Annotated in this window: 13 protein-coding genes and 1 tRNA gene; 10 read left to right on the top strand and 4 right to left on the bottom strand. The window is 41.4% G+C overall.

Annotated elements, in window-relative coordinates:
• The first annotated feature begins 1,112 nt into the window (after nucleotides 1-1,112).
• The 3 genes from NZ848_RS15930 to NZ848_RS15920 are packed head-to-tail and all read left to right on the top strand — an operon-like array spanning nucleotide 1,113 to nucleotide 4,035.
• Nucleotides 1,113-1,790, top strand: a complete 678-nt coding sequence (locus tag NZ848_RS15930) for a response regulator transcription factor (protein WP_173830519.1) — start codon at nucleotides 1,113-1,115, stop codon at nucleotides 1,788-1,790.
• A gap of 9 nt (nucleotides 1,791-1,799) precedes the next feature.
• Nucleotides 1,800-3,167: a sensor histidine kinase gene (locus NZ848_RS15925; RefSeq protein WP_101725092.1), complete on the top strand. Its 1,368-nt coding sequence runs from the start codon at nucleotides 1,800-1,802 to the stop codon at nucleotides 3,165-3,167.
• 13 nt (nucleotides 3,168-3,180) lie between these two features.
• Nucleotides 3,181-4,035, top strand: coding sequence for a sugar phosphate nucleotidyltransferase (locus NZ848_RS15920; RefSeq protein ID WP_259016345.1), 855 nt, complete (start codon nucleotides 3,181-3,183; stop codon nucleotides 4,033-4,035).
• Here NZ848_RS15920 and NZ848_RS15915 read toward each other — a convergent pair.
• Nucleotides 4,032-5,282 carry an MFS transporter gene (locus tag NZ848_RS15915; RefSeq protein WP_259016344.1) on the bottom strand — a complete coding sequence of 417 codons (1,251 nt, stop codon included), beginning with the start codon at nucleotides 5,280-5,282 and terminating at the stop codon, nucleotides 4,032-4,034. The genes NZ848_RS15920 and NZ848_RS15915 overlap by 4 nt on opposite strands.
• A 163-nt stretch (nucleotides 5,283-5,445) precedes the next feature.
• Between NZ848_RS15915 and NZ848_RS15910 the strand changes: the two genes are divergently transcribed.
• The 5 genes from NZ848_RS15910 (at nucleotide 5,446) to NZ848_RS15890 (ending at nucleotide 10,386) form a co-directional block, all read left to right on the top strand.
• Nucleotides 5,446-6,489: a plastocyanin/azurin family copper-binding protein gene (locus NZ848_RS15910; protein ID WP_259016343.1), complete on the top strand. Its 1,044-nt coding sequence runs from the start codon at nucleotides 5,446-5,448 to the stop codon at nucleotides 6,487-6,489.
• 1 nt (nucleotide 6,490) lies between these two features.
• Nucleotides 6,491-7,978, top strand: a complete 1,488-nt coding sequence (locus tag NZ848_RS15905; RefSeq protein ID WP_259016342.1) for a DUF7133 domain-containing protein — start codon at nucleotides 6,491-6,493, stop codon at nucleotides 7,976-7,978.
• 115 nt (nucleotides 7,979-8,093) lie between these two features.
• Nucleotides 8,094-9,395: an acetyl-CoA hydrolase/transferase family protein gene (locus NZ848_RS15900; RefSeq protein ID WP_259016341.1), complete on the top strand. Its 1,302-nt coding sequence runs from the start codon at nucleotides 8,094-8,096 to the stop codon at nucleotides 9,393-9,395.
• A 49-nt stretch (nucleotides 9,396-9,444) separates the two neighbouring features.
• Nucleotides 9,445-9,906 carry a RidA family protein gene (locus NZ848_RS15895; RefSeq protein ID WP_259016340.1) on the top strand — a complete coding sequence of 154 codons (462 nt, stop codon included), beginning with the start codon at nucleotides 9,445-9,447 and terminating at the stop codon, nucleotides 9,904-9,906.
• Between the two features lie 78 nt (nucleotides 9,907-9,984).
• Complete coding sequence (locus NZ848_RS15890; protein WP_259016339.1) at nucleotides 9,985-10,386, top strand: MoaF-related domain-containing protein; 402 nt, start codon at nucleotides 9,985-9,987, stop codon at nucleotides 10,384-10,386.
• A 137-nt stretch (nucleotides 10,387-10,523) separates the two neighbouring features.
• Here the strand turns inward: NZ848_RS15890 and NZ848_RS15885 are convergent, their stop codons facing one another.
• Nucleotides 10,524-11,762 (bottom strand): alkaline phosphatase family protein, encoded by a 1,239-nt coding sequence (locus tag NZ848_RS15885; RefSeq protein WP_259016338.1) that lies wholly within the window; start codon nucleotides 11,760-11,762, stop codon nucleotides 10,524-10,526.
• A 507-nt stretch (nucleotides 11,763-12,269) separates the two neighbouring features.
• Between NZ848_RS15885 and NZ848_RS15880 the strand changes: the two genes are divergently transcribed.
• Both NZ848_RS15880 and NZ848_RS15875 read left to right on the top strand, forming a co-directional pair.
• The gene (locus NZ848_RS15880; RefSeq protein WP_259016337.1) at nucleotides 12,270-13,922 is read left to right on the top strand and encodes a M28 family metallopeptidase; all 1,653 of its coding nucleotides are present in this window, start codon (nucleotides 12,270-12,272) and stop codon (nucleotides 13,920-13,922) included.
• A 13-nt stretch (nucleotides 13,923-13,935) separates the two neighbouring features.
• On the top strand, nucleotides 13,936-14,274 hold the full coding sequence (locus tag NZ848_RS15875) for a hypothetical protein (RefSeq protein ID WP_253534308.1): 339 nt from the start codon (nucleotides 13,936-13,938) through the stop codon (nucleotides 14,272-14,274).
• Between the two features lie 84 nt (nucleotides 14,275-14,358).
• Here the strand turns inward: NZ848_RS15875 and NZ848_RS15870 are convergent, their stop codons facing one another.
• A complete protein-coding gene (locus tag NZ848_RS15870) occupies nucleotides 14,359-15,264 on the bottom strand; it encodes an OmpA/MotB family protein (protein ID WP_253534307.1) in 906 nt (301 codons plus the stop codon).
• Nucleotides 15,265-15,761: 497 nt separating this feature from the next.
• Nucleotides 15,762-15,833: transfer RNA gene (locus tag NZ848_RS15865), tRNA-Glu, on the bottom strand.
• Nucleotides 15,834-15,864 lie beyond the last annotated feature (31 nt).

Below are 15,864 nucleotides of genomic sequence, written 5' to 3'. Positions count from 1 at the left end.
TTCAATAATAATGGCAGGCAGTAATAACTTCAAAATATCCTTATAACTTTCTTGCATCTGTTCTTCTGGTAAAATGCAAAGGTCACAATTATTTTATCGCCCCACAACTTTTAGGTTTGATCCCAGAATAGCCACTGCGGTTTTCACAACCAATAGTATAAAGTAAATTAGCATAAAAAAAGAAAATTTTATTATTGACGGCATATTAGTATATTTGTCTATACAAGTTATACTATTTGTATAGACAAGTAGCCAAAAATGGCTGAAATTGCTTAAAACTGGCCTACTTGCAGCTAAGAAATGAATATTTAACAGGTCCTTTAAATTTTTCGTAGACAAAATATGGTGATTTGTCTTATTATTCGACAAAATATTATTTTTGTACAGTAATTATTTTTGAATAAATTTGAAAAATTAATCGGACTTAAGGGCCTGCCAAACGAAGCAAGTACAAGAAAATTATAAAAATTCTTGTTTTTTTACCAGACTTTTTTTTACATTTGTGCTGTGAAAAATAAATAATTAAAAAAATACTTGGCTAGTTATTATTTTCGTTTTTATATTTGAATCTGAAATATGTGGTAGAAAACTGATTAAGTGGTAGCGTTTCAGAATCTTTACATTGATACCAAAACCCGAAAGGGTAGTAATAAAAATATTAAAGATAAAAGTTGTGTGGATTTAGTAGCGGGAAAGGCTGGAGTCATTTACTCCAGTCCTTTTTTTTTGCCCATACCCCCCATTTTAATCGCTTTTTAACCCGCTCTTAATATCAATTTTAATGCCTGCCCATAATTTTGTATCAGAAATTAAATACGTAATATAGTTTTTTCATAAAAGTTGTGTGGATTCAATAGGACAAAGGCTGGGCAATTTGACCCAGCTTTTTTTTTGCCTGAAACAAGTTAACCAACTGCTTCGCCACGCCTTTTAATGGCTTTTTAATCTTGTATTAAAACTATATTCATGTGTTTCATTCAACTTTGCCAACGTAAATCAAAAAGCCTTTTTTGTTGCCCGGCATCAAAGAAGGTACAAATAAAATTTTAAGAGGTTTTATTTTATCTAATTAATTAACTAACTTAAAATTTAATACGATTATGCCAAACGATATGAGAGTTTTAGTAGTTGAAGACGAGCCCAAATTAGCCGAATTTGTAAAAAAAGGCCTTGAAGAAAATGCCTGCAATGTAGATATTGCCTATGATGGCCAGATAGGAAGAAATATGGCGCTTAGTAACCCGTATGATGTACTGGTTCTTGACGTAAACCTACCCAAAATAAACGGCTTTGACCTGGCCCAGCAATTGCGCCAGGAGCAGCTATCGACCCCTATTCTGATGCTTACTGCCATGGGCAGCATTAATGATAAGCTGGTTGGTTTCGGAGCAGGCGCCGACGATTACCTTGTAAAACCATTTGAGTTCAGAGAGTTACTGGTCAGGCTCAGGGCTTTGCAGCGGAGGTCCAGCGATATGATGCCTCAACAGAATATCCTTAAAGTGGCCGACCTAGAGCTGGACCTGAACGAAAAAGTGGCTCGCAGAAATAACCATACAATTGACCTGACAGCCCGCGAATTTGCCCTGCTTGAGTATCTCATCAGAAACAGAGGAAGGGTGGTGTCAAGAGTAGACATAGCTGAAAAAGTATGGGATATTCATTTTGATACAGGCACCAATACAATTGATGTGTATATCAATTTCCTAAGAAAAAAAATAGATAAAGATTATCCGGTAAAATTAATCCACACCGTAGTTGGTATGGGGTACATCCTGAAAGAAGATTAACAGCCAGTAATGAAAATTGTAGACAGACAGCCCCTTCGTGCTTCATTAATTGTGTCAATATTGTTTGGTGCGTTCTCTATCGTCATCTATAATTTTTATGCTGATTTCCGCCAGAAAGAGTTTTTGAAAATTCTGAAACAAAATGCTATTTCCCGCGAGCGATTACTTGCTGACAGTTCTTCACTTACCCCGCAGATTCTGGAAAGAATTGAAATAAACTCTGAGTTCAGGATGACCGAAGAGGCCAATGGCATATATACACTCAGTGGAAAAACCATTTATGCCTCCCCTACCGAGCAACCCATAAGCCCCGACCTCTTAAGAAAGGTACTGAAGAAAAAAGAAGTCTCTATCGATAGCCTCGATAAAGACCGGATTCTTTTCATTTATGAAATTCCGGAAACAAGCCAGAAGGTCATACTTTCTGCATCTGCAATTGACGACTTCGGCTATGCCAAACAGGAAAGACTCAGAGACCTGCTGATTGTAGGTACCATAGTTGCCATTATTGTAATTGTGCTGATGATGCGTTTTTTTGTGAAGCGAGACGTAAAACCAATTGGCCGGATTGCCGACCGGATGGAACTGATTACAGCACACGACTCTAACCAAAGGCTACCAGAGGCCAATCTGAATGATGAGGTAGGCCAGATGGCGCGTACTTTCAATGATTTGCTCGACAGGCTCGAATTTGCCTACACCCAGCAACGAAACTTTGTATCTTATGTAACGCATGAGCTTCGCACACCGCTTACCATTATGCAGGGCCAGGCCGAGGTGGCATTAATGAAAGAACGAACCAACAATGAGTACCGCCAGGTGCTTGACTCTGCAAAAGCAGAGGTACAGGATATGATAAAACTGGTGAATGAATTGCTGGAACTGGTAAGGGTCAATGCAGATGCGCATCTGGTTGATTTGCGCGAAGTACGGGTTGATGACCTGCTATGGCAGGCAAGAGGCCAGTTGATTCAGAAAAAACCACATTACGATATTAATATAGATTTTGAAGAAGTGCCGGAGTCGGAAGATATAACCGTAATGGGTAATGCTGCACTATTGAAAATGGCATTTATGAATATTATGGAAAATGCCTGCAAATATAGCCTTGACCCATCGTGCCAGACCCTCATACATACCCGACGGAAAGAAGTGGAGGTACGTTTTATTGACCAGGGCACTGGCATTTCAGAAGAAGATCTGGAGCATATCTTTAAGCCATTTTATCGCTCTGTTAATACACATGATGTTTCCGGGCACGGCATTGGCCTGCCACTTACGAAGAGAATTATCGAAATTCATCGCGGAAAGATATCTATTGAATCAGAAGTTGGGCATGGTTCAACAATTATCATTATCTTGCCAACAATTGAATAGCAATACACAATAAATGAAACTTCTGATACTGGCAGGGGGCATGTCGTCCCGAATGAAAAAGGCATTAGCTGAAGACACTTCTCTGGATAGCAAGCTCATTGAACAAGCCAATACCTTACCCAAATGCATGATCGGCCTGGGTAAAAATGGCCGTCCCTTTCTTGACTACGTTCTATATAATGCCGCCAGAGCGGGTATAAAAGATGTAATTCTGCTACTTAACCCAAAAGATACCGTAACACAACCGCATTACGAAACATTAGTTGGGTCAGGCAATAACTGGGGGCTAAATATCAGATTTGCACGTCAGCACATACCTGAAGGCAGAGAAAAACCCCTGGGTACAACCGATGCAATAGAGCAGGCACTGGCACAGCACCCCGACTGGGCAGATAGCCGTTTCATTGCCTGTAACGGAGATAACCTGTATCCGGTTTCGGCCTTTCAGATGCTGGCAGAAAGCGATTTCCCTAATGCCATGCTTGACTGGGACTCCACAGGGAACACAGTTGAAAGAACCCGCAATTGTGCCATTATCAAAAAAGATGAAGATGGTTTTCTGACTGATTTATTAGAGAAACCTAATGATGAAGAATGGGAAGAAATAGTAAGCACCATGCCGCGCATAGGCATCAGCTGGAATATCTTTGCATTTACAGCCAAAGATTTGCTGCCGTTTATGCAAAAAACACCACTGCATCCGGTTCGTAACGAAAAGGAAATTCCGGTTACGGTAAGGCTGTGGGCGAATGAAGCGCCCAAAAGTATTTATACCATTCCGATTTCTGAAGTACTGCCCGACCTTACCAGTAAGAGCGACATTGCTGCAATTCAGGCAATTCTTGAGCGAGACTACAGCAATATTTAGTTTTCTTTTTCAACAACCAGATTTTTGGTTGGGTCAATCAAAAACCAGAGCATAGACGCCACAATCAGACAACCCGCTATTAAAAATAGCGGGTAATTAAAGTCAGATGTGTGCTGAACGATAATGCCAAAAATAATGGTAATGAAAAAGCCACCTAGCTGGCCGGCAAAATTCATGGCCCCTGCAACTGTGCCTGCGTATTGTTTACCGATGTCTACGCACACCGCAAATGCCACGGGCAGCGTTAGGTCTTTTAACAAAACACAAAGGGCTAATAAGTACCCGGCTGTTTCATTATCTGCCGTAAGGCCTGAGGCTAAAAAGCAAATACCTGAGCTACCTAAACCCAGCACCCCTACTACTCTGCGCCCCATTTTTAAACCGTATTTTCCGCTTATTATATCACTGGCAAAACCACCGGCCAGGCACCCGATAGCCCCAAGAAAATAAGATAAAGAAACAAAGTTTTTAGCCTGCTCTTCGCTCATGTGCCTGCCTTCCTGAAAATAGGTTGACGACCAGTTAGTAAAGAAATAAGACGCATAAAAAAACAAGTGGCACATCAGCATCAGCCCCCAAACATTGGGGTTTTTGATAACTATCTTCCAATCAACTTTATGATGAGTGATAGTCTTTTTTCTGTCTGATTCAATTTCTTCAATTTCGTTAGCACTAACTCCAGGCATTTCAGACGGGGTATCACGAAACCAGAAATACCAGACTATTGCCCATAACCCGCCAACAGCCCCTAATACAAAAAATGCCATGCGCCATCCGGCCGCATGTACCAGCGGTATTACTAACAATGGTGTTAAGGCACCGCCCAGCCTTCCGGCTGCCCATATTACAGATTGAGCCCTGCCAACTTCTACAGAAGGAAACCACCTGGAAATAACAATAGAAGCATTCGGGAATGCCCCTGCCTCACCCACGCCGAATAAAAATCTAACCAAGAGCAGATACACAAAATGAAAGGCTGTACCCGTTAACGCTGTAAAGCCAGACCACCACAAAACAACCCGGGTTAACACCTTTCGTGGCCCGATCCTGTCGCCTAATATACCTGTCGGTAGTTCAAACAAGGCATAAGAAAGCGAGAAAGCGCCCAGCACATATCCGAAAGATTCGTTATCCAGCCCCAGGTCTGATTTTACATACTTACTCACCACATTCATACAAACCCTGTCGAGATAGGTAATGATAGAAAGTAAAAATAATGCCAGCAGAACCTTGTATCTGATTTTCATATAAACAGGGTGGTACAATTAAATTTAAGTATAGTAAATATAGAAAAAATAATGTTTACTGTCTATTTTTGAGTACTTATTCACCCCCTACTGAATTTATATGATAAAAACCGCTTTAGCAGCTAAGCTTGGGTTTCCAGGCTTATTTATTTGGCTATGTTTCATGGCCGGCACCGTTTCTGCCCAGCAAGATACCACCATTGTTATCAAAGTTTTAGGTGGCCTGCAGTTTGACCTGCCTCGTTTTTCTGTTCGCCCCAACACAAGGGTAACCATTACGCTTGATAATCATGACGACATGGCCCATAACCTTGTGGTTACCCAGCCAGACTCACGCCTGAAAGTGGTAGACCTGGCTCTGAAACTGGCCGATAAGGGAGCCAAAATGGATTATGTACCCACTACGCCACTGGTTATTGCCAATACCAGAATACTTGAACCCGGCAAAATGGAAAGTATCACTTTTATGGTTGGTAAAGAAGGCGTGTACCCCTATGTTTGTACATACCCCGGGCATGGATATATAATGTACGGGGCCATGTATGTTACAACAAAACCACTGCCACCACTTGAAAAAGATTTGAATGTACCAGAGGCGCAAAGATTAAAAACAGCCATGCCAGCTGGCCACGCAGGCCACCAGATGGCGTCAGTACCGTCGCCGCACCCCTACCCGCTCAGGTATCCTATGTATTATCGTACTTTTATGCCAGACTGCAGCCCCGCTGCCATAGCTGTTGCCCTGAGTGAAACCGAATCTTATTGTTTTGATGCCGGAAAATGCTATTTGCGATACGCATGGTCTGGAGGATTTGTCGACAATACCGACCATTGGAAAGGTAATGGCAGTAAGCTGACCAAAATAGTAGGAGAAGTTTACTGGCGAGACAAAACTGGTTTTCCCTTACGTATTAATACCCCTGATGCCCTGCCACAGGTAGATTTTAAAGGATATTCGTTCTCGAATAGAATACCTACTTTCAGATACCTCATTAATGATATTGAAGTAAAAGAAACACTGAAATTGCTACCGGATAATGAAGGTTTAAGCAGAACCCTTGCTTTCAGAAATAACACCAAGCCCGTTTTCTTTGTAGTTAAAACTGATGACGGTATTACCTACCGTAGTTCGGCTGGTGAATTTAAAGATGGAATTTTGAAAATTCCGGCAGGTACACAACGCGTAACCATAACCATGCAGAAGTAAAATGAAAATTGTAAAATATATAACAGCCTTGCTTGCCTTGTTGCTTTATTCGGGCGTTTCTGAGGGACAAACCAATGCTCCTAAAGACTCGGCAGCCAATTATTATACCGTTGAAAATATACCACTTCCGGAAGGGCTCATTGCCGAAACCGGCGCTATCGGCTTTATGCCAGATGGTCGTTTTATTGCTGGTTTTCACCGCGGAGAAATCATGACCTACAACCCCAGGACTCAAAAATGGAAGTTGTTTGCTGAAGGCCTGCACGACCCATTGGGGATTCTGGTTGTAAACAACCATGAGATTCTGATTATGCAACGCCCGGAGTTAACCAGAATAAAAGACACGAATGGCGATGGTGTAGCCGATGAATACCAGACGGTAACAGACGACTTCGGGATGTCTGGCAATTACCATGAATTTGCCTTTGGCCCCGTTGCAGACAAACAGGGCAATTTATACATTGCGCTTAATCTTGCCTCAAATGGTGCGGGTATCCGCCCTGAAATAAGAGGAAAATACGACTCGCTGTCAAGGCCAGGCCGTATGTATTCCTGCGTACCTTACCGGGGCTGGATAATGAAGCTTACCAAAGACGGCAAGCTGCATCCGTATGCTGTGGGTTTCCGCTCGCCCAATACATTGGGATTTGATGCTCAGGGAAGGCTGTTTGTAACCGACAACCAGGGAGACTGGCTAGGCACCAGCAAGTTGTTTCATGTAGAAGAAGGTAAATTCTATGGGCATCCGGCAGGATTAATCTGGAAAGAAGATTTTCCCAGGGTAGTGCCTATTAAACTGCCGGTGGCTCAGCTTGACAGCATGCGTACCAAAGAATCAATCCAGTTTCCGCATGGCTATTTTGCCAACTCTCCTACCCAGCCTGTTTGGGACAATACCAAGGGGAAATTCGGACCTTTTGCCGGACAAATGATGGTAGGTGATATGGACCACAAGTATGTAATGCGTACTTTGCTGGAAGAGGTAGGCGGAGATTTACAAGGTGCCTGCATACCGATGAACTTCGGCTCAAAAATGCGCATTGGCAACAACCGGTTGGTGTTTGCGCCTGACGGTAGCCTTTGGGTAGGCCAGAACGACCACGGCTGGGCTGGTTCAAGAGGCATTCAGCGTATCAGTTGGAAAGGCAAAACCCATTTGGATGTAATGTCTATGCACCTTACCAAAACCGGATTTGATTTAACATTCACGCTTCCTTTGAATGAAGAGGCAGCACGCAACATAGCTAACTACAAATTCAGACGCTTCTATTACGAATACCACCAGGCTTATGGCTCTAAGCAGTTTGATGTGCAGGAAGTATCGGTAAAATCAATTACACTTTCGCCAGACCGCAAAAAGGTATCAATTGAGCTGACAGAATTAAAACCCGGATATGTATATGAATTGAGAACCGGAGATATAAAAACTGATGATGACCGATACTTGTTCAACAATCTGATTTGTTATACTTTAAACAAACTGCTGTAAAACCAGTTGTAGGATTATGAATTAGGAGATAAAGCAGGCTAATTACTGACCATTATCATATTCACTAAAAGTTTTATGCCTGAATTTTGCACCCGTAAAAGTTCATAATCCTACAATGGCAACCATTATATCAGCAGACGAGGCCCTGAAAGTTATCCAATCGGGCGACAAAATATATGTTCATAGTGTAGCAGCTGCGCCGCAGCATTTGCTGCAACAACTAGTTAAGCGTTCGGGCGATTTACAGAATGTTGAGCTGTACCATTTGCATACAGAAGGCGATGCACCTTATACCCGGCCGGAATACGAAGGTATTTTTCATACCAATGCGTTTTTTATAGGTAAAAATATAAGAAAAGCCATAGCCGAAGGGCGTGGTAGCTACATTCCGGTATTTTTGTCAGAAATCCCCCGCCTTTTCAGGCAGAATATCATCAAGCTCAATGTAGCCCTTATATCGGTATCATTGCCTGACAAAAACGGATTTTGTTCGCTTGGTACCTCATTAGATGCCACACTGGCCGCATTGGAATCGGCAGATGTAGTAATTGCGCAAGCCAATAAATTTGTACCCCGAACCTGGGGAAACGGGCAGATTCACCTGAGTAAAATTAAATACCTTGTTCCTTTTGATGAGCCGCTACCTACAGTAACCTGGAGCGAACCTACAGAAATTGAAAAACAAATCGGCAATAATGTTGCCTCACTCGTAGAAGACGGCGCCACTTTGCAGATGGGCATTGGCAACATTCCGAATGCAGTACTGGCGGCCTTGGGTAACCATAAAGACTTAGGTATTCACACCGAAATGTTTTCAGATGGCCTGATTCCCCTTATTGAAAAAGGCGTAGTTACAGGCAGGTTTAAGAAAAAACACCCGGGCAAAGTAGTTACTACTTTTCTTTACGGGTCAGAACACCTCTATAAATTTGTTGACGACAATCCGTTGATAAGTATGCTACCCGTTGATTATGTAAATGATACATCTATCATTCGTCAGAATCCGAAAGTAACGGCCATCAACAGCGCTATAGAAATTGACATTACAGGTCAGATTTGTGCCGATAGTATCGGTTACCAGATGTATTCTGGCGTTGGCGGGCAAATGGATTTTATCAGAGGAGCCGCCTTGTCTGAAGGCGGAAAACCAATTATTGCTTTGCAGTCGGCAACCAAAAACGGCGAAACAAAAATTGTAACGCACCTGAAAGAAGGAGCGGGCGTAGTAACTACACGCGGGCATGTGCATTATGTAGTAACAGAATATGGCATAGCCTATATTTATGGTAAAAATCTGGTTGAACGTGCCAAAGAACTGATAAAGGTGGCACACCCCGACCACCGTGAACAACTGGAAAGAGAAGCCTTCGAGCGATTCAAACACCAGGCAGCGCAAGGTACTTACACGTATATGTAATTGATTTTGGTTTCATTTATGTTAATTTTAGGTTTTAAATTTCGCATAAATGAAACCATTTTTCTTTCTACCCATTCTAGTTATCAGTTTTTCCTCATTCTCGCAGGAAACCTTCAAATTAGTTAATCCCTCTTCTGTTGCTACCCCCCGGGGTTATTCACAAGTTGCCAAAATAGACCTGGGCAATGCTACCATGCTGCTGATCAGTGGGCAGGTTCCTTTAGATAAGCAGGGGAATCTTGTAGGCAAAGACGACTTTGCCACACAAACGGAGCAGACCTTCCAAAACATAAAGAATATAATTGAAGAATCGGGCGGAAACATGAGTCATCTGGCCAAGTTGTCTTATTTTTTAAGAGACGTAAGCAAAATTCAGACTGTCAGAGATATCCGTGATAAATTTATTAACGTTCAGAATCCTCCGGCCAGCACACTGGTGGAGGTAAGCCATTTGTATAGGGAAGATGTACTGATTGAAATTGAAGCCACAGCCATTATCCCAAAAAAATAAGTTCTTCCGATAGTATTTTTTTACTGTTTTAGAATAATAACATAAAACCCTGAACAAGCTTTAAAAACACCCTATCCTATGCCTAAGCAATTGGTAAGAAAATCGATTTTCGCTGCTGGTTTAATAGCAGTTTTAGCTTCTTGTATTGATAAAGGAGAAGAGATTTCGCTCATAAAAAACACCAAGTTTGAGGTTGGCGAAACCTATCTTTATGATTACGGTGATGCCCGGTATGAAGTAAAAATACTGACTGACAGCACTTTAAACTGGCAATGTGTTTTTGGCGAAGAAAAAGGCAGACAGGAAACCGACAGATTTCATCAGAAAGAAATGGAAGGTAATAACCTGTTTGTTACCTGGGCCGAGGCCGATGGTATTGGTGTTAGCCAGATAATTGATTTTGATAAAAGCTTGGTGAAATCTTACCTGTTGATTGATAAAAAAATAGAGTTGGCAGAGGCTAAGATCAGTAAAAAGTAGGCTGCATGTGTGGCATTCTCTTCAATATTAAGCGGATGCCTTTTCATAATTCAACCTAAAAAATATGGCCCCGGAATATCCACAGGGCCATATTTTTTAGGTATAAAACTGTTTTTAATAAACAGATATAAATCTGGTTAGTTCTTCTTTTCTAATACCACCCAACGGTTAAGGGTATTGTGAGGCATTTCAATTACCACCTTAAAAAAACCTGAGTTATACTGGCTCACATCAATCAAGGCTTTTTCCGCGCTTACCGGCACTTTTTTAACTAACAGATAATTATCCGTTTTTCCGTTTTCAAAATAATTGGTAGTACTAAGCCATATTTTGGCTTGTCCTTTTTTGTCAATGGCTTTCCAGGTTAAGGTAATTTTGCCATCATTAAACGAAGCAGTCGGCTGCACCGCAGATACCTTACCCACAAGCGATACACCATCAATCTCAAATAAACGCTCACGCGGAATTGTTATATTCAGAAAAGAGGCAATAGACGGCATAATATCAACAATACCGGGTTTGAACTGACTAAAATATGGATTCAGGTTTCTGGCATTCGTTACTACCCAGGTGCTTCTTTCTCTGTCCGACTGCCCACCGTGCCCCCTTCCGGTTGCGGCATCACGACCGTGGTCAGTAGTTATGTAAATCACCCAGTCTTCCTTAAAATTTTTCTGTCTGTACTGAATAGCCTGCCATAAACGCCCAACCTGTTTATCCATTTGCTCTATGGCAGAATAAAACTGCGGGCTATCGCCAAATTTATGGCCCATGTCGTCGGTATACTCCAGATACACCCATGTTAAATCGGCTGCATCGGTTTTGATAGATTGTGCGGCAGCATCTGTAATTTTTTCATCAATCAGGTTAATATGCTTACTGTCTTTGGTATGTGGGTAATTAACAGTGTCTAACTCTAGCCCGTCCAGATGGTAGTTGGTCATTATATTACCTGTTTGCGGCAGGTCTTCGCCTATTAGTTTGGTACGGTTATCTAACCATGTAGAAAACACAGCCGTTTTCTTTTTAGGGTACTGCTCTTTCAGGAAACGGAAGATAGTCCAGTAGTTATAATTGGGGGCTTTAATATCATTTCCCCACACATTATGTTTGTTTACCCAGGTGCCTGTCAGCAGACTGTTATAGCCAACAGCAGAAATGGTAGGTGTTTGCGAATAACTCTTTTTTTCACCTCCTACATAAGCCCGGGCATAGCCGCCTGCTTTCGCAATTGAGTCAAGATTTGGTTTGTTTAATTTCTCAATCACATCGGCCGGAATCCCGTCTACAATTACAAATACGGCCTTTTTTGCAGTTTGCGCCAGGCAGCAAACTGAGCTTAGATATATAAAACCAGCTATCAGAAGTTTTTTCATCCGAAAAAATAATTTGTTTTAAGAAGCGCAAAGATAATCAAAGAGTACTGCCGTTGGTTTGAGTAAATATAAAATATACATTAAATGTATGGTAGTACTACAATGGTTTAAAACGTACCTATCAGTTTTAAAGTACAACAAAACCCGGGCTGGTATCTGAAATGTGCTTTGGTTTAATTAACCAGCCATTTATAAGATTGGTTATAAGACCCTAAATTGGGTAAAAAGAGCAATGAAACTTACCTTAATTTATAAAGTTAGAACTCTTTTGCTATTTCAACTGCCATTCAGGTTGAATCTCTGATTAAGCTATATGTAGAAAACTATCTTTAAACGCGTTTGATTTACGCCTGTATGGCATACAGCTGAATAGCACAAGCCGCCTAAGCGAGGCGGGCATCATTAGCAGAACAATTTTTATTGTATATTTGAGGACACACTCATTTAATAACCACAGGTGCCGCAAGAAACAATTCAATGTGCCTGGGTATTCAGCATTTTACCATTATGAATAAAATATTTTCAAGCACACTAACAGCTTTTATCATTGCTTTAGCGCTGTCATGCAGTAAAACTGAGAGTTCGGTTGACGAACAGGATGGTTTAAGCGCTTTTAGTCAGGATAGCCTGATTAAACATATTGTAAAACTCTCTTCTGACGAATTTCAGGGACGTCGCCCGTTTACCATTGGCGAAACCAGAACGGTAGAATACCTGACGCAGTCGCTCAGAAACATGGGTATTGAACCCGGAAACGGTAGTGAGTATTTTCAGAAGGTGCCTATGGTTGAAATAACCCCGACCTGCGACCCTGCCATGTTAGTAACCACTGGCAAAGGGAATTTCAGCCTTAAAAACATGGAAGACTATGTTATCTGGACAGAAAATACTGATTCTGTTGTTTCTGTTGAAAAAAGTGATGTGGTGTTTGCAGGTTTTGGCGTAGTTGCCCCGGAATATAACTGGAACGACTACGCAGGCCTTGATGTAAAAGGAAAGGTTGTGCTGGTAATGGTAAATGACCCCGGCTTTAGCACAGGAGACACCACCCTTTTTAAAGGAAAAGAAATGACTTATTATGGCCGCTGGACCTATAAGTTTGAAGAAGCTGCCAGACAAGGCGCCAAAGGCTGCCTGATTGTTCATAACGAAAAAGCGGCATCTTATCCGTTCAGCGTTGTTCAGAACTCATGGGGAAAGTCGCAGCAGCATTTAGACACACGCGGAAGCAAAGAATACCGTTGCCCTGTTGAAGGGTGGATAACCGAGGCCGCAGCAAAAAAACTATTGAACACCGTTAGCAATGGTGAAGCGCTTCTCGTAAAAGCAAACCAAAAAGGCTTTAAGCCTGTGGCACTACCAGCTAAAGTTTCAACCTCAATGAAAGTAAAAGCTGTATTTAATGAGTCTAAAAACGTAATTGGTAAAATAACCGGTAGCAAGCGCCCGAACGAATACATTATTTACAGCGCTCACTGGGACCACTTCGGTATTGGCAAACCGGATGCCAAAGGAGATTCAATCTACAATGGTGCGCTTGATAACGCCAGCGGAACGGCCGCTGTACTGGAAATTGCCCGTGCTTTTAAAAGCCTTAAAAATAAACCTGAACGAAGCATTGTTTTCTTATTTGTTACCGGCGAAGAACAAGGCCTGCTGGGCTCAGCTTACTATGCACAACATCCGGTTTTTCCGGCTAATGAAACAGTGGGGAATCTGAATATTGATGTTATTAATAATTTTGGCCGAACCAAAGACATTTCAATTGCCGGCGAGGGCCAGTCGGAACTTGAAGACTATCTAAAAAAAGAAGTAGAAAGCAAAGGCAGATACATTGCGCCTGAAGCGCACCCGGAGGCAGGCCACTACTTCCGCTCAGACCACTTCAGCTTTGCGAAAGCAGGTATACCAGCCTTAACAACCGGAAGCGGCATTGACGAAGTTGCAAAAGGAAAAGAATACGGACAAAAGCAACAGGAATTATACACAGAAAAATTTTATCATCAGACTACCGACCAATACGATGCCGCAACCTGGAAACTGGAAGGCGGACTGGAGGACACCATCCTTTTGTTTCAGATTGGTAAAAGACTGGCCTTTGAAACCACCTGGCCACAATGGAAAGAAGGCTCTGAATTTAAGGCATTGCGCAAGAAATAATATCGTTTAAATCATGAATCAATCATCCGAAACCAACCGGCCTGCGGCCATTACTTTTATTTGTACAGTTGCCTTTGTTTGGGCAACATTAACGGTGCCTCTTATATTTTACAGCACTACCAAAGCAGTTGGCCCCTGGTATCCTCCGTATCTGGCTTTTTCAGTGGCGGCCAGCTACCTGGGTACCGGTGGTATATGGCTATTACGAAAATGGGGTTTGTATGTATATGCAGGTTTTCATCTCATAAACCAGATTGTGCTCATTAGCGCAGGAATGTGGACTTTGTTTTCAATTCTGGTTCCGGCCATAGTTATTGGCGTTGCTTACACACATTTAAAACTAATGAAATAACTTTAGTAAAATTATTACAAACCAAAAGAGCCGGACGGGTACCCCCATCCGGCTCTTTTCTGTATATATCATTAACTTTGAATCTTATTTCTCAGGATTCAACAAGTCGTAGAACTGATCCAATTTAGGCATCAGAATGATTCTTGTACGACGGTTAGCCGCACGACCTTCAGAGCTATCGTTGCTTGTTAAGGTATTGAATTCACCTCTACCGGCAGCGATTAATCTGTTCGGATCAATTTTGAAGTTATTTTGAAGCGAACGCACTACAGAAGTAGCTCTTTTCACACTCAAATCCCAGTTATCGTTGATACAGTCAGTATTGATAGAAACGTTATCTGTGTAACCTTCAATCATTACTTCAAGATCAGGACGAGATTTGATAATCTGTGCTATTTTACCAAGAACCTCATTTGCTCTGCTCGACAATTTGAAGCTTCCGCTAGAGAACAACATTTTGTCTGAGATATTAATCATGACAACAGTTTTGTCAACTTTCACGTCAATATCTTTATCTTCAATTCCTGAGCTAAGCACGCGGGTAAGGTTAACGGCCAAAGCAAGATTAATTGAGTCAGCTTTGGTTCTGGCAGCGTGCAACAAGTTGATGTACTTGTCTTTTTTCTCTAATTGAGCCAAAGTTTTATCAATATTATCATTAGCAGCTTTAGAAAGAACAGTAAGGTTACCTACCTGCTCCAATTGTTTGTCGCGTAGGCCTTTCAAATCTGTTACCTGATCTTTCAAATCTTTGATTTGTGCATCACGTTGTTTGATTTCAGATTGTGACGTGTTACCAAGATTAACTCTGTCTTGCTCAGATTTTGAAAGACGATCTTTATAATCCTGAACGGTGTCGCCACATTTTACTAAATCTGCCTGGGCTTTGTCGTATTGTTGTTGAAGACTAACAAATTTTTTCTTAGCCACGCACGACGACATAAAAATACCTGCTGCAATTAAAAATAGAAACTTAGAAGGGGTTTTCATACACTAATCTACTTTGTGTTTAGGGTGAAAAATTTCACAAATTTGGACAATTATGAATTAATAAAAAATTAAATCTGAACTCAGTTATTGATTTTTAACAATTAATACTACTACACAACAGAAAAGTACTATTTCACGAACGCCCCGAATTAAACTTTATTGATAATTTAATAAATTTTAATCTGAACTATAAGTTATGGCTACTTTCTGACTGCCCAAACACTTACTTACAATTGCTGAAAACTAAAGAAAGAGACGCGTTAAACAACCAGATAAAACAATCGCGCAATGTTAATTATGAAAAAAATCTATCAACTATCAAAGTCATGCCGAAATAAAAAATTGCATTAGCTAGGTGTTTGGCTGAAATTCTTCTCCTGAAAATTTATCCTGTGATTTTTGATATTGAAAAATTCTCTCTTGAAGATTTTAAAAAACAAGAGCCTGATAATTGTCTCATTACCAGGCTCTTACAATTTCAATATCGCAGCGATTTGTGACCCTAAGGGGAATCGAACCCCTGTTTAATCCGTGAAAGGGACTTGTCCTAACCGCTAGACGATAGGGCCGGCTGGTTCCATTTATCGTCTGCGTTTGTAA

The sequence above is a fragment of the Emticicia fluvialis genome, from assembly GCF_024793945.1.
In the GTDB taxonomy this organism is placed as follows: Bacteria; Bacteroidota; Bacteroidia; order Cytophagales; family Spirosomataceae; genus Emticicia; species Emticicia fluvialis.
The sequence above is the reverse complement of the archived record's forward strand: the minus strand, read 5'-3'. Positions and strand labels throughout refer to the sequence as shown.